Raw genomic sequence first — 14,220 nt, 5'->3', positions numbered from 1 at the left:
GAGCCCATGGCGGAGGCCATGTGATCGGGGCCCTGCTCTCCAAGACCGTGCGCACCGCCGCGGAGGCGGTGAGCGCGATGCCCACGGCGTTGTCGGAGTTCGCACGGGTGCTGCCGCCGCGTACGAGGCGGACCTGGCAGGTCCCCGGCGGGTGGCAGATCGAGGTCCACCGTCTGGGGCGGCCAGGGGCGACCGGGGCCGCCCGAGATCTGGAGACACGCCTGGCGGGCGTGCCGGGGGTGGTGCGTGCCGAGGTGAACGGGACCCTCGGCTGTGTGTACGTCGGCGGCGACCCCGCGGAAACCGATCTCGAACGCGTCGTCGCCGTCATTGCGGAGGCCGAGGCCGAGGCGGCCGCCGACGGGACGGCCGGAGAGGAGGGCCGGGGCGGGGCCGGCGCGGACACGGAACGGGCCCGACGCGCCGTGGGGTATCCCGGCGGTCCCGAAGGGCAAGTGGGTGCGGCGACGCAGCTGGGGGTGAGTCTCGCCGCCGTGGGAGTGGCGGTGGCGGGCCGAGCCGCCAGGCTGCCCGGTCTGTCCCCGGTCGTGCCGGCACTCATCCAGGTCACCGACGCCACGCCGCTGCTGCGGGGTGCCGCCGAGCGGCGACTGGGCGAGGCCGCCGCCGACACCGGCTGGGCGATGGCGAACCTGCTCGCGACCACACTGACGTTCCGCCCGCTCGGCCCGCTCGTGACCGCCTTCATGTCCCGTGTCCGGTACACGGAGGCCAGGGCCAGGCGCCGCTCCTGGCAGGACTGGGCGCACCGGCTCGGTGAACGGGAGGGAACGTACCGCCACGACGCCGCGCCGGCGCTCGAACGGCCGACCCCGCTGAGGCCGGGACCCACGGAGCGGTACGCCAACGTCGCCATCCCCTCGGCGCTCACGGGCTACGGGCTCATGGCGGCCCTCTCACGCAGCCACGACCGCGCGCTCGCCCTGTTGATCGGCGGGACGCCGAGAGGTCCACGGCTCGGCCGCGAGGCCTTCGCCGCCGCGGTCGGGCAGGCGGCGTCCGGCCGTGGAGCCCTCGTCCTGCGGCCCGCCGCCCTGCGCCGTCTCGACCGCGTCGACGCGGTCGTCCTCGACGCACGCGTGCTGGCCACGGGCACCTGGACGGTCGGCACCGTGGTACCGCTGGCGGCGGCCGGTCCGTCCTCCGGCACGGACGGGACGGCTGAGGCGGCGGACGTCGACGACATCCACGCCAGGGTCCACGAGCTGACCGACGGCGCCGACCCGTCACAGCCCCAGGAGCGCGCGGGCTGGGCGCTCCGTCCGCTCGCCGAAGGCCACCCGGCCGGGGCGGCGTTGCCGGGGGAGACGGCCGCCCTGGTCGGGGAGTGGGCCGAACAGGGCGGCAGGGCGCTGCTCGTGCTCCGCGAGGGCGAGCCGGTCGCCGTCGCGAATCTGGTGCCGCAGCTGCACCCGCTGGCCGACCATCTGGTACAGGCGGCCCGTGGCTGCGGGCGGGTCGTCCTCGCGGGCGGCCCGCCCGGACTGCACCGCCGGTTCGAACTGGACGAGGCCGTTCCGGTCGGCGGAACGCGGACGTCCGCACTGGTCCGCTCCCTTCAGGAGGAAGGCCACGGGGTCGCCGTCGTCACCTCCCGGACCAGTCGCGCCCTCGTCCGTGCCGACCTCGGCATCGGGGTGACCGCCGGGCTGCGTCGGGTGCCCTGGGACGCGGACGTCGCCGGTCCTCCCGAAGTGGCGCACCTGCTGCTGACCGCCGTCCCCCAGGCCCTGCGGCTGAGCAGACAGTGCGTCCGGATGGAAGCGGTCGGGGCCTTGGTGGGCACCGCACTGGCCCTCGCCGTTCCGCTTCCCCGGGCCTGGGCGCGCGCCCGTCTGGTGACCGACGGCGTGACCATCGCCGCGATGGCAACGGGCACCTGGGAGGGGTGGATGCTGCGCAGCCGCCCGGCGCCCGTCGCCGTGGAGCGCACGCCCTGGCATGCCATGACGGTACGTCAGGTCATGGGCAGGCTCGGTACGTCGTCCAGGGGGCTGGAGGAGGCCGAGGCCGCACGGCGCCACCAGTTCGCCGGACTCGAACGACGGGCCGCTCCCGTCACCCTGATCGGCCGGGTGATGGAGGAACTGGCCAATCCGCTCACCCCCGTCCTGGCGATCGGCGGCGGTATCTCGGCTGCGCTCGGGTCCGTGATGGACGCGGTGCTCATCGGCGGCGTCATCGCGGTGGACGCGCTCCTCGGCGGAGCCCAGCGGCTCCGCGCCGACCGTGCGGCGGAGCGGCTCGTGGCAGCGACCTCCGCCCGGGTACGGCTGCGCAGGGCGGACCGGCCCAAGGCCACGGAAACGGCCGCCGACCGCCTGGTGCGCGGCGACGTGATCGAGTTGCGGGCCGGCGACGCGGTCCCGGCCGACTGCCGCGTGGTGGAGGCCACGGGTCTCGAGGTCGACGAGTCGAGCCTCACCGGCGAGTCGCAACTCGTCGTGAAGGCACCCGCGCCGACGGCCGCCCGAGCGGTCGCGGACCGCCGTTCCATGCTGTACCAGGGCACGACGGTGGCCGCGGGCAACGCGCTCGCCGTGGTCGTCGCCACCGGGGCCGCCACCGAGGCAGGCAGCGCCGCGGAGGCGGCCCCGTCGGACGGCCTCCCGGACAGCGGGGTGGAACGGCGCCTGAGCGCCCTCGGCCGCTGGTTCCTGCCCCTGTCCGTCGCGGCCGGCGTCGTCCTGCTCGCCGTCGGCCTGATCCGGCGGCAGCCCCTCGGCGCCGCTCTGGGGTCCGCGGTCAGCCTCTGCGTCGCCGCCGTTCCCGAAGGGCTGCCCTTCATCGCCACCGTCGCGGAACTCGCCGCCGCCCGACGGCTGTCCACCCGCAACACCCTTGTACGCAGCGCCCCGACCATCGAGGCGCTCGGCCGCACCGACGTGCTGTGCTTCGACAAGACCGGCACCCTCACCGAGGGCAGGATCAGCCTCCAGCAGGTCTCCGACGGCGGTGAGCGGCGTCCCCTCGACGCACTCACCCCACGGCTGCGCAGGGTCGTCGCCGCGGCGGCCCTCGCGGCTCCCGTGGGCCCGGCCTCGGTGCTCACCCACCCCACGGACCGCGCCATCGCGACCGGGGCCGAGCGGGCCGCGGCCACCCCCGACCTGGTCGCCCCGGACGGCTGGCAGCGGCTTGCCGAACTTCCGTTCGAGCCTGCGCGCGGGTACCACGCGGTGCTGGGCCGGATGGGTGCGGGCGAGCCCCCGGTCACGCCGGGCCGCGAGCTGGCCAAGGCCCTGCTCGTCGTCAAGGGCGCGCCGGAGGTCGTCCTGGCCCGCTGCGACCGCGTCCGCCGGAACGGCACCGACACGCCGTTCGACGCGGACCTGCGGGAAGAGATCGACCGGGAGATCGACCGGCACGCCCGGCAGGCCCTGCGGGTGCTGGTGGTCGCGGAACGCACCCTGCCGGCTCCCGGCGCCAACGCCCCCGTGTCCCTCGACGACGCGGACGTCGACGGGCTGTGCCTGCTGGGCCTGCTCGGTCTGGCGGACCCCGTGCGCTCCACCGCCGCCGAGAGCGTCGAGCGACTGGCGGCGGCCGGCGTACGGATCGTCATGCTCACCGGAGACCACCCGAGCACCGCCGCCGCGATCGCCGGGGAACTGCGGCCCGACGAGGAACCGCGCATGATGACCGGCCCCGAACTGGACGCCCTCGACGACGCAGAACTCGCCAGGACCCTGCCCGGGATCTCGGTCTTCGCCAGGGTCACCCCCGCGCACAAGGTACGGATCGTCACGGCGCTGCGCGCGGCCGGGCGCGTCGTCGCCGTCACCGGGGACGGCGCCAACGACGCCCCGGCCATCAGGATCTCCGACGTCGGCATCGCGATCGGCTCCCGGGCGACCCCCGCGGCGCGCGGCGCCGCCGATGTCGTGGTCACCGACGACCGCATCGAGACCGTCGTCGACGCCATCGTGGAGGGCCGGGCCATGTGGGCCTCCGTCCGCAAGGCGCTCGGCATCCTTCTCGGCGGCAACCTCGGGGAGATCGCGTTCGTTCTGGCGACCACGGTGTTCACCGGGCGCAGCGCGCTGAACGCCCGTCAGCTCCTCCTCGTCAACATCCTCACCGACATGCTCCCCGCGATGGCCATCGCCGCCCGGCCCCCGGCGGGCAGCGCGGAGAAGCTGCTCGCGGAAGGACCCGAGGCCTCCCTGGGCGCGGCCCTCACCCGGGACCTCCGACTGCGCGCCACCATCACCACGGCCGCGGCGGGCGGCGCGTGGATCGTCGCCAGGATGACCGGCACACGGGCCCGTGCCGGCTCGGTCGCCCTGGTCGCCCTCGTGGCCTCCCAGCTCCTGCAGACGCTCACGGACGCGGGCCGCGACCCCCTGGTCGCCCTGGCCGCCACGGGGTCGCTCGTGGCACTCGTCCTCGTGGTGGCCGTCCCCGGACTCAGCCATTTCTTCGGCAGCCGGCCTCTCGGCCCGGCGGGCCTGACCATCGGTCTGGCAGCGGCAGTGGCGTCCGTCCTGCTGCCGGCCGCGCTGGAGCACGTCGCACCCCGACGTCATTGACAGTTGACCCCGACTTCACCGGAGCGCCGACCGCGTGAAGCCCGGAGCCCGCACAAAGGAGCGGTACCGGACAAGCACGCACAAGAAGGGCCGTCCGCCGTGTCCCACCTGCTCACCCCCCTCCTGACCAAGGTGGCGGTCGCTGTCATCGAGGCGATCGTCATGCGTCTGCTCATGCAGCTCTGGAAGACGTACGCGACCGGCCGGCGCCCGGCGGCGGCCGCCTGAGTACGCCGGGGAGAAGGCACCACTTCAAGGGGCCGGGTGGCAGCCGCGTCCAGGGCGGAGCCACCCGGCGGGAGGGCGCGCCGTCACCGTTCGACAGGGCCGGCCAGCTGGACGATGTCGTCGGAGGCGACGTCGTGCAGCCGGATCGCCAGATCCTCCAGTGCGCGGCTGGCGGCGAGTTCGTCACCGATCTCCGGCACGGGGCGGTCGACCGGGTTGCGCCGGGCCGCGCCCCGCCCCGTGACCGTCGACGTGTCCGAGGTCGTCAGCACGGCGCGTGCCTGGGTGTCGTCGCCGTCCTCGGTGATGTAGATCTGCACGGTCCACTGCTTGTCTTCCATGCCGATCACTCCTGCACTCCTGATCGCTTCCGTCCTCCGTCCCCAGCCTGCGCCTGCTGTCGCGTCCGGTCCAGTCGACCGGCACATGCGCCGGAACTTCGCCAAAGTTCCCGCGGGACGCCGCGGCGCCCGGTGCCCACAACCGGGTGAAGTGCGGCAGCGGTCCGAGGCGTTGGGGCGAAGGTCACACTCGCGGAACGGGCAATTCGCGCTTCGATCTTCACACCAGGAACACAAGTTGGCTAACTTGGTGGGCAGGCCACACGACTTTCGTCCGGCGAACCTCGTCGGGTCGCGTGGCCTCCGCCGAATCCGGTGCACCGTCGCGAAGCCGGAGCCGGGGACCCAACCGACAGTGGGGCGAATCGGTCCGACTGCCGGCCGGGCAGCGACCGTAGGGCACACCTTCCTCAGTCACCGCCCGAACCCGACAGCTGACTCGGTAGGCGGTACACGGAAGGAGCCAGTACGTCCCCATGGCGCAAGAGCCGAGCCGCGCGGAAGTCCAGCGGAGGATCAACAGCCTCTACGACCGGGCCGAGTCCGACACCGGGAACTTCAACGCGACCCGTGCGATGGCGTCGGGGCGGCGTCCGCGTGTCAGGCCGGCTCCCGGCGGCGGTCGCGAGCGCATGGATCCCGCCCTCGACAACGTCGTCAAGACATGGTTCGACGTAGCCCGCGCGAAGCTGGGCCCGACCGTCCCGGCGGTGCTTCCGCCCGACCTCAGGCCGGACCGCCTCCCCGAGACCCGGCCCACGCGCCCCACGAGCCGTCCCGACGCCACGCGCACCGACCGTGGGCGGGAGCCCGTGGGCCGGGACCTTCCGGAGCTGACGGCGGGCCGCGCCCCCGAGGCGGCCCCGGCACCCGTGGCGGAGCTGACGGCCGGTGCGGCGGCGGAGCCGGCCACCGGACCTGTGGCGGCGTTGCCGGCCGGACCGGTGTCCGAGCTGACCGCCGTGCCCGCGGCGGGACTGACCGCAGGACCCGTGGCCGCGCTGCCGGCCGCGCCGGAGACCGGCGACAAGGCCCCCGCCGCTCTGCCGGCGCCGGCCGGCACGGCGCGGCAGTCCTCCCTGAAGGCGGCCAAGAGCGAGAACCAGCGCAAGCTCACCGCCGCCCGGGAACTGCTCTCCAGACACGTCGCCCAGTGGAGCACGCCGCTGGCGGCGATCGAGTTGCCGCCGGCCGATGACGCCTGGCGCGCGACGGCACAGCAGGCTCGCCAGGCGGCCGAACTCGAAGCCGACTGGCAGCGACAGGAACCGGCAGGCCTCGGCACGCTCATGTCCTCCGGGGCGGCCATGTCCTCTGGGGCGGTCATGTCGCCGGGGGTGGGTGCGTCGCCGGGGGCGGCCTGGTCTGCGGGTGCGGACAAGTCGTCTGGGGCGGTCATGTCGCCGGGGGTGGGTGCGTCGCCTGGGGCGGCCTGGTCTGCGGGTGCGGACAAGTCGTCTGGGGCGGCCTGGTCCGCAGGTGCGGACACGGCACCTGGAACGGCCTGGTCCGCGGGTGCGGACTCGTCCCTCGGCGCAGGCCTGGCCGTCGGCCCACCGGGCGAGGTCGGTGCCGCGCGCGCCGTCGGTGCCGCGCCCGTCGCTGGCACCGTCCCTGTCGCCGGCACCGTCCCCGCCGTTGCCGCCGCCCCCGCCCTCGGCGCCACCCCGGCCTTCGGCGCAGGAGGCGCACCGGTCACGGACAACGGCGGGAAGGCCGCCAAGGCAGTCGAGTTCGCCCGCGCCCAGATCGGCAAGCCCTGTGTGTGGGGCGCGACCGGACCGGAGTCGTACGACTGCTCCGGCCTCACCCAGGCCGCCTGGAAGACCGCCGGGGTGCGCCTCCCGCGTACCGCGCGGGATCAGGCGTACGCCGGCACGGTGATCGCCCTGCCCGACGTTCAGCCCGGGGACCTGGTGTTCTTCACCGACAACGCCGGGCACGTCGGCATCTGCGTCGGCAACGGCATGATGGTCCACGCGCCGAGTCAGGGCCCCCTCGTACGCGAGGATTCGATCCTGTACGCGGGGGAGTCGGCGATCCACAGCGTGGTGCGACCCGTGTGACGGCCTACCCGGGCCCGTTTGCCGCGTCCGGCCCGTCCGCCGGGTGGAGTCCGGTCCCCTCGAACTCCACCCGGACGTCGTCGGCCAGCCGCAACGCGCCGAGGAACGCGGTGTAGGGCTTGATGCCCCAGGCCGACTGCGTGACGGTCGCCGCGCAGCGCAAGAGCCCGTCTGCGTCAGCCGTCCCGTGCACCGTCACGGGGCGGGTCCGCCCTTTGACGGTGAGGTCCCCGGTGACCTCGAAGGACTGCGGTGTTCCGGTGACGCGGGTGGAGCGGAAGGTGATGGTGGGGTGTTCCGCGGTGTCCAGCAGGGCGGCGCCCGCCAGCGTCCGTTTGATCTCGGCCCGGTCGGCGTCGGTGAGCGCCTTGAGACCGCCCGTGCCCTCCAGGACCTCCAGCGACCCCGTCTCGACCGTCACCGTCACCGACGACCTGCCCGGCTCCGCGGCACTCACCACCGCTTCCCCGGACCACCGGGTGGCCTCGATGGTGAGGTCGTGTCCTGCCCGGCGGCCCAGCCCGGCGCGTCCGGTCCTGATCAGGAGGCGGCCGGCCGGTGGTCCGAGGCGGTACGTTCCGTCGATCAGCATCACAGCGCCAGAGGGTAGGGGACGGGGAAAGGCTCTTGAAGGGGCTCCTGACGGAGTTCCTGACGGGGCTCCTGGAGGGGGGCGCCCGCCTCCGGCTACCGCTGGGGGACGCCGAGTTCGCGCCCGCGGTAGAAGGCTTCCCGTTCCTCGACGACGTACGGGGCCATCGCCGCACGCCGCCGCGTCTCCGGTTCGGAGGTCCGCCAGGAGTCGCAGGCCTCCTTCGACTCCCAGAACGACACGCCGGTGATCTCCTGGCCGTCCTCCGACCAGTACGCGTAGGCGCGGAGCAGGCCCTGCGGATAGGGGTCCGGGCGCCATGCCTGACCGAACTCCTCCAGTGCGCCCGGTTGCAGGCGGCGGGTCGTGACCCAGACGAAGTGCTCCTCCACCGCAGCCTCCTCCGCGACGTCGGTTCGGCTTGTCGGTACGTCTCAGACCACCGTAGGTCCAAAGCACCGCTTTCGCCTGCGCGGCGATCGAGCGGAGCGCCGACTGCCCGGACGCGTGCCTCACGCAGCGTGGTGGGTGTCAGAACCTTGACCCCGGGTCGGTACCTCCCCGATGCTGCTCGTTGCGGTTCATGGAATGTGTGCCGTAATGAGCAACATCAGTCTCAGGTCTCGCACCAGCCGAGGAGTGGCCATGACGCACCAGGTCCGTGCTGTCGTCGCGCGCGGGAAGGGCGCCCCCGTCAGCCTGGAAACGATCCACGTGCCCGACCCGGGACCGGGAGAGGCGCTGGTGAAGGTCGAGGCCTGCGGGGTCTGTCACACCGATCTGCATTATCGCGAGGGGGGCATCAACGACGACTTCCCCTTCCTGCTGGGCCACGAGGCCGCGGGGGTCGTGGAGGCGGTGGGGGAAGGGGTCACCGACGTGGCCCCCGGAGACTTCGTCATCCTGAACTGGCGTGCCGTGTGCGGCCAGTGCCGGGCATGTACGCGGGGACGGCCCTGGTACTGCTTCAACACCCACAACGCCAGGCAGAAGATGACCCTGGCCGATGGCACCGAGTTGTCGCCGGCCCTGGGCATCGGCGCGTTCGCGGAGAAGACGCTGGTGGCGGCGGGCCAGTGCACCAAGGTCGACCGGGCCGCCTCCGCGGCCGCCGCCGGTCTGCTGGGCTGCGGCGTGATGGCCGGTATCGGCGCGGCCATCAACACCGGCAACGTCGGACGCGGTGACAGCGTCGCGGTCATCGGCTGCGGCGGCGTCGGGGCCGCGGCGGTCGTCGGGTCCCACCTGGCGGGCGCGGCGAAGATCATCGCGGTCGACATCGACGACCTCAAACTGGACACCGCCCGGAAACTGGGGGCGACGCACACCATCAACTCCCGGCACACCGACCCGGTCGAGGCGATCCGCGAACTGACCGGCGGCTTCGGCGCCGACGTGGTCGTCGAGGCGGTGGGCCGCCCGGAGACGTACCAGCAGGCGTTCTACGCCCGCGACCTGGCGGGCACAGTGGTGCTCGTCGGCGTGCCGACACCGGAGATGAAGCTGGAGCTGCCGCTGCTGGACGTCTTCGGCCGGGGCGGCGCGCTGAAGTCCTCCTGGTACGGCGACTGCCTGCCGAGCCGGGACTTCCCGATGCTCATCGACCTCTATCTGCAGGGCCGTCTCGACCTGGACGCCTTCGTCACCGAGACCATCGCGCTGGACGAGGTGGAGAAGGCCTTCGAACGGATGCACCACGGCGACGTGCTGCGCTCGGTGGTGGTCCTCTGATGAGCGGCGCCCGCATCGAGCGTCTCGTCACCTCGGGGACGTTCTCACTGGACGGCGGCACCTGGGACGTGGACAACAACGTGTGGATCGTCGGCGACGACACCGAGGCGGTCGTCATCGACGCCGCACACGACGCCGGGGCGATCACCGACGCTCTCGGCTCGCGCACCCTGCGGGCCGTCGTGTGCACCCACGCCCACAACGACCACATCGGCGCCGCACCCGAACTCGCGTCGCGTACCGGTGCCCCGATCCTGCTCCACGGCGACGACCTGCCGCTGTGGAAGCACACCCACCCCGACCGGATGCCCGACGGCGACCTGGCCGACGGTCTGGTCCTGACGGTGGCCGGTATCGAGCTGACCGTCCTCCACACCCCCGGCCATGCCCCCGGCGCGGTCTGCCTGTACGCGCCGGAACTGGCGGCCCTCTTCAGTGGGGACACGCTCTTCGCGGGCGGCCCGGGGGCGACGGGAAGGTCGTACAGCGACTTCCCGACCATCGTCGATTCCATCCGGGACCGGCTGCTGACCCTGCCGGGCGAGACCGTCGTGCACACCGGGCACGGGGAGACGACCACCATCGCCGCCGAGGCGCCGCACCTTCAGGAGTGGATCGACCGAGCGTTCTGACCGGCGGCGGCCCTGGGCCGCCGCCGGCGCGCGCTGGGGTGGGGCCGCCGCCCGCGCGGCACCGTTCGCCCGTTTTCTCCTGACCGGCGGGCCGGAGCGGCGGGTGGGCGTTCACATTGCCCGGCGGCGAGGAGGGCTCACCGGCCCGGTTCCCCCTTTGACCTGGCCGAAGGCGCGGAGCTCGGCGTTTGGTCACCTCTGCCGGTCGTTGCGCGCTGCGCTGACAGTTTCATAATGAGCAACAAGCAGGCGTGACTTTCCCCGTCTCCTGGATGCCTTGACAAGGGTTCGGGCCGACCTCAGACTGATGTTGCGCTTACCGCAATCCGTTTCGCTATACGCACCGAGGTGTCATGATGATTCCCGCGTGCCGTCTCGCGGACCTCCCGCGAGGAGAGGCCTTCCGGCTCGACATCGACCCGCCGGTCTCGGTGTTCCACACCGACGACGGCGAGCTCTTCGCCATTGACGACACCTGCACCCACCAGGACGCCTCGCTCGCCGACGGCTGGCTGGAGGGCTGCGAGGTGGAATGCCCCCTGCACGCCTCCAAGTTCGACCTGAGGACCGGTGCGGTCGACGCACCGCCGGCCAAGCTCCCCGTGCGGACCCATCAGGTCGTCGTCGAGGACGGCATGATCCATGTCCGGCTGTCCACGGCGGCCCCGAACCTGCCGCCGTGCGTCGCGGCACGGCTCGCCGGGACCCCCGCGTGAGGACGGTGGCCGTGGTGGGCGCCTCGCTGGCCGGGCTGTCGGCGGCGCGCTCACTGCGGAAGCAGGGCTTCGACGGGCGGCTGGTCGTCATAGGGGACGAACTCCACCGCCCGTACGACAGGCCCCCGCTGTCCAAGGAGTTCCTGGCCGGCACCATCGGCGAAGCGGAGCTCGCGCTGGAGGCGGACGACGAGGACCTGGGCGCGGAGTGGATGCTCGGCGTCCGCGCCACCGGACTCGACCACTCGGACCGCGCGGTCCGGCTCGCCGACGGCCGGGTGGTCCGCGCCGACGGCTTCGTCATCGCGACCGGCGCCGCCGCGCGCACCCTGCCGGGCTCCGAAGGCCTGGCGGGAGTGCACGTCCTGCGCACCCTGGACGACGCACGCGCCCTGCGGGACGAACTGGCCCGCGGCGGGCGGCTGGTGGTGATCGGCGGTGGATTCGTCGGCGCCGAGGTCGCCTCCACCGCGTACACCCTCGGGCTCGACGTGACCGTGGTCGAAGCGGCCCCGACGCCACTCGCAGGCCCCCTCGGCGAGACCATGGGTGCCGTCGTCTCCGCTCTCCACGCCGACCACGGCGTACGGCTGAGGTGCGGTGTGGGCGTCAAGGGGCTGAGTGGGGACGAGCGAAGCGAGATGGGGGTCCCCCCGGACGGAGTCTGGGGGAGGGTGGACGCCGTCCTGCTCGAGGACGGCAGCACCATCCCCGCCGACGTCGTCGTGGTCGGGGTGGGCGCGCGGCCGTGCGTCGAGTGGCTGGAAGGATCCGGCGTCGCACTCGACAACGGCGTCACGTGCGGTGCGGACGGCCGCACCAGCCTGGCCGGCGTGGTCGCGGTCGGCGACTGCGCCAACTGGTACGACCCCCGCGCGGGCAGCCACCGCCGCGTCGAGCACTGGACCGGTGCGCGCGAGCGTCCCGACGCGGCCGTCGCGGCGCTGCTGTCCTGGGGCGCGGCGGAACCGGGTGTGCCCCGGCCGCCGTATTTCTGGTCGGACCAGTACGGAGTGAAGATCCAGTTCGCGGGGCACGCGGCCGGCGCCGACAGCGTGACGGTCGAGGCAGGCACCCCGGACGACCGCGATGTCCTGGCCGTCTACCGGCGCGCCGGTCATCCGGTCGCCGTGCTCGGGATGAACCAGCCGCGGCTGTTCACCCGCTGGCGCAAGCAGCTCGCCGCCGCGACCTCCTGACGCCACCCTGCCGCCACCGCCGAGGCGTCCCACGCCGCGGTCGCCTCGTGCGCGCGGCGTTGCTCGACACCACACCCGTCCGGAGTCGCTCTTCCCGGCGCGTGAATGACCCCTCCACGACGTTTCCCGAGGAGTGCACCGTGACCTCGACCAGCCTGCCGGACAGCCTGATCGCCACCCTCCCCGGCACCTCCTACACCGATCCCGGGATCTTCGCCCAGGAGCAGGAGCGCATATTCGAGACCATGTGGTTCTGCGCCGCGCGCTCGTCCGACCTGGCGAAGCCCGGTGCCTTCAGGACCGTGGACGTGGGCCGCGAGAGCATCCTGATCACCCGCGCCCGGGACCACTCGATCCGCGCCTACTTCAACGTCTGCCGGCATCGCGGAGCGAGGATCTGCACGGAGGAGAGCGGCGAGGTCAGGCGGGCCTTCCAATGCCCGTACCACGCCTGGACGTACGACCTGACGGGCAAGCTCGTCGCGGCGCCCAACCTCACCAAGATGCCGGACGTGGGCCGTACCGAGTACGGCCTGGTGAACGTGGCCACCCGCGAATGGCTCGGCTACGTCTGGGTCTGCCTGGCGGAGAGCCCGCCCTCCTTCGAGGAGGACGTCATCGGGGACGTCGTCGGCCGCCTCGGAGACGTCGAGTCGATCGAGCACTACGACATCGAGAACCTCTCGGTCGGCCGGCGGATCGTCTACGACGTCAAGGCGAACTGGAAGCTCATCATCGAGAACTTCATGGAGTGCTACCACTGCGCCACGATCCATCCGGAACTCACCGAGGTGCTCCCCGAGTTCGCCGACGGCTACGCGGCCCAGTACTACGTCGGCCACGGCGCCGAGTTCGGTGCGGAGGTCCAGGGGTTCACCGTCGACGGCTCCGAGGGCCTGGACCGCATTCCCGGCGTCGCCGAGAGCCAGGACCGCCGCTACTACGCGATCACCGTCAGGCCGCAGGTCTTCATCAATCTCGTCCCCGACCACGTGATCTTCCACCGCATGTACCCGATGGCCGTCGACCGCACGATCGTCGAGTGCGACTGGCTGTACCTTCCGCACGTCGTCGACAACGGCAAGGACGTCAGCCGGTCCGTGGAACTCTTCGACCGGGTCAACCGGCAGGACTTCGAGGCGTGCGAGCGCACGCAGCCCGGCATGAGCTCCCGGATGTACAGCAAGGGGGGCGTGCTGGTACCCAGCGAGCACCACATCGGTGCCTTCCACGACTGGGTGCACGAGCGCCTGGGCACACGGCAGCCGCGCTGAGCGGCCCCGGCGGGACTCACCGGCCACGGAGCGCCCGGCGGCCGGTCAGCCCAGGTAGCCCATCCGGTGACTGATCTCCTCCGCGCCCTTGAGCAGCACCGGAGCGAGCTCGTGCAGACGCTCCTCGGTGAGCCGGTACGAGGGCCCGGAGGCGCTCAGCGCCGCGACGACCTTCCCCTCCCGGTTGCGGATGGGAGCGGCCATGGCGTGGAGACCGATCTCCAGCTCCTCCCGGGCCCAGGCGTAGCCCGCCTCCCGGACCTCCGCGAGGTTCTTCTCGAGCTTCGTCTTCGCGGTGATGGTGTGCGGGGTGACCTTCTTCAGGCCGGCCTCGGCGATCAGCGCGGCGCGTTCCTTCGCGGGCAGATGGGCCAGCAGGATCTTGCCGCTGGAGGTGGCGTGCAGCGGGGTCAGCTGGCCCACCCAGTTCTGCGCGGTGACGGCTCCCGGGCCGCGCACCTGGTAGAGGTTGACCGCGTAGTGCTCCTGCAGCACGGCGATGTTGACGGTCTCGCCGAGCTCCTCGGCCAGGCTCTCGCAGACCGGGCGTCCCTGCTGGGTGATGTCGATGCGTCCCGTCACCGCGCCGGCCAGGCGTACGATGCCGAAGCCGAGGCGGTACTTGCCGCGCTCGCCCGCCTGCTCCACCAGGCCGCGCGCCTCCAGGGCGCCGAGCAGGCGGAACGCGGTGGACTTGTGAACATCGATCTCGGCCGCGACCTCGCTGACACCCGCCTCGCCGCGGTGGGCCAGGATCTCCAGAACGCTGATGGCGCGGTCGACCGACTGCACTCCGCCGGTCTGGGAGTTGGACGTTTCGGTTTCAGGGCTGTAGTTGCTCACAGCGAAACTATACGCGCAGTAAACAACGCGAGTGCAAGTAACAGC

General features: G+C 72.8%; 12 protein-coding genes and 1 riboswitch. Of the genes, 8 read left to right on the top strand and 4 right to left on the bottom strand.

Features of this window, described 5'->3' with window-relative positions:
• Positions 1-20: 20 nt before the first annotated feature.
• A complete protein-coding gene (locus ACZ49J_RS04855; protein ID WP_467448678.1) occupies positions 21-4,553 on the top strand; it encodes an HAD-IC family P-type ATPase in 4,533 nt (1,510 codons plus the stop codon).
• Between the two features lie 99 nt (positions 4,554-4,652).
• Entirely contained in the window at positions 4,653-4,781 is a 129-nt protein-coding gene (locus ACZ49J_RS04850; RefSeq protein WP_467448679.1) for a hypothetical protein, read from the top strand.
• Between the two features lie 83 nt (positions 4,782-4,864).
• On the opposite strand, the gene ACZ49J_RS04845 is transcribed toward ACZ49J_RS04850, so the two are convergent.
• Positions 4,865-5,122, bottom strand: coding sequence for a DUF1876 domain-containing protein (locus ACZ49J_RS04845; RefSeq protein ID WP_467448681.1), 258 nt, complete (start codon positions 5,120-5,122; stop codon positions 4,865-4,867).
• 294 nt (positions 5,123-5,416) lie between these two features.
• Positions 5,417-5,586, top strand: a riboswitch (cyclic di-AMP (ydaO/yuaA leader).
• A 12-nt stretch (positions 5,587-5,598) separates the two neighbouring features.
• Here ACZ49J_RS04845 and ACZ49J_RS04840 point away from each other — a divergent pair.
• On the top strand, positions 5,599-7,188 hold the full coding sequence (locus tag ACZ49J_RS04840) for a C40 family peptidase (RefSeq protein ID WP_467448683.1): 1,590 nt from the start codon (positions 5,599-5,601) through the stop codon (positions 7,186-7,188).
• 4 nt (positions 7,189-7,192) lie between these two features.
• On the opposite strand, the gene ACZ49J_RS04835 is transcribed toward ACZ49J_RS04840, so the two are convergent.
• Together ACZ49J_RS04835 and ACZ49J_RS04830 are read right to left on the bottom strand one after the other, a co-directional pair.
• A complete protein-coding gene (locus ACZ49J_RS04835; RefSeq protein WP_467448858.1) occupies positions 7,193-7,780 on the bottom strand; it encodes a YceI family protein in 588 nt (195 codons plus the stop codon).
• A gap of 95 nt (positions 7,781-7,875) precedes the next feature.
• Positions 7,876-8,172, bottom strand: coding sequence for a hypothetical protein (locus ACZ49J_RS04830; RefSeq protein ID WP_467448684.1), 297 nt, complete (start codon positions 8,170-8,172; stop codon positions 7,876-7,878).
• A gap of 253 nt (positions 8,173-8,425) precedes the next feature.
• On the opposite strand from ACZ49J_RS04830, the gene ACZ49J_RS04825 reads away from it, so the two are divergent.
• The 5 genes from ACZ49J_RS04825 (at position 8,426) to ACZ49J_RS04805 (ending at position 13,332) form a co-directional block, all read left to right on the top strand.
• Positions 8,426-9,511, top strand: coding sequence for an S-(hydroxymethyl)mycothiol dehydrogenase (locus tag ACZ49J_RS04825; protein ID WP_467448685.1), 1,086 nt, complete (start codon positions 8,426-8,428; stop codon positions 9,509-9,511).
• The gene (locus ACZ49J_RS04820; protein ID WP_467448686.1) at positions 9,511-10,143 is read left to right on the top strand and encodes an MBL fold metallo-hydrolase; all 633 of its coding nucleotides are present in this window, start codon (positions 9,511-9,513) and stop codon (positions 10,141-10,143) included. The genes ACZ49J_RS04825 and ACZ49J_RS04820 overlap by 1 nt, the downstream gene beginning before the upstream one ends.
• 353 nt (positions 10,144-10,496) lie before the next feature.
• On the top strand, positions 10,497-10,859 hold the full coding sequence (locus tag ACZ49J_RS04815) for a bifunctional 3-phenylpropionate/cinnamic acid dioxygenase ferredoxin subunit (RefSeq protein ID WP_467448687.1): 363 nt from the start codon (positions 10,497-10,499) through the stop codon (positions 10,857-10,859).
• On the top strand, positions 10,856-12,058 hold the full coding sequence (locus tag ACZ49J_RS04810) for an NAD(P)/FAD-dependent oxidoreductase (protein WP_467448688.1): 1,203 nt from the start codon (positions 10,856-10,858) through the stop codon (positions 12,056-12,058). The genes ACZ49J_RS04815 and ACZ49J_RS04810 overlap by 4 nt, the downstream gene beginning before the upstream one ends.
• 140 nt (positions 12,059-12,198) lie before the next feature.
• Positions 12,199-13,332 (top strand): aromatic ring-hydroxylating oxygenase subunit alpha, encoded by a 1,134-nt coding sequence (locus tag ACZ49J_RS04805; RefSeq protein ID WP_467448689.1) that lies wholly within the window; start codon positions 12,199-12,201, stop codon positions 13,330-13,332.
• A 45-nt stretch (positions 13,333-13,377) separates the two neighbouring features.
• Here the strand turns inward: ACZ49J_RS04805 and ACZ49J_RS04800 are convergent, their stop codons facing one another.
• The gene (locus ACZ49J_RS04800; RefSeq protein ID WP_467448859.1) at positions 13,378-14,124 is read right to left on the bottom strand and encodes an IclR family transcriptional regulator; all 747 of its coding nucleotides are present in this window, start codon (positions 14,122-14,124) and stop codon (positions 13,378-13,380) included.
• Between the last annotated feature and the right edge of the window lie 96 nt (positions 14,125-14,220).

This window comes from Streptomyces sp. NPDC030840 (assembly GCF_055572015.1).
Note: the sequence above shows the minus strand (reverse complement) of the source record. Positions and strands in the feature narration are given on the sequence as shown.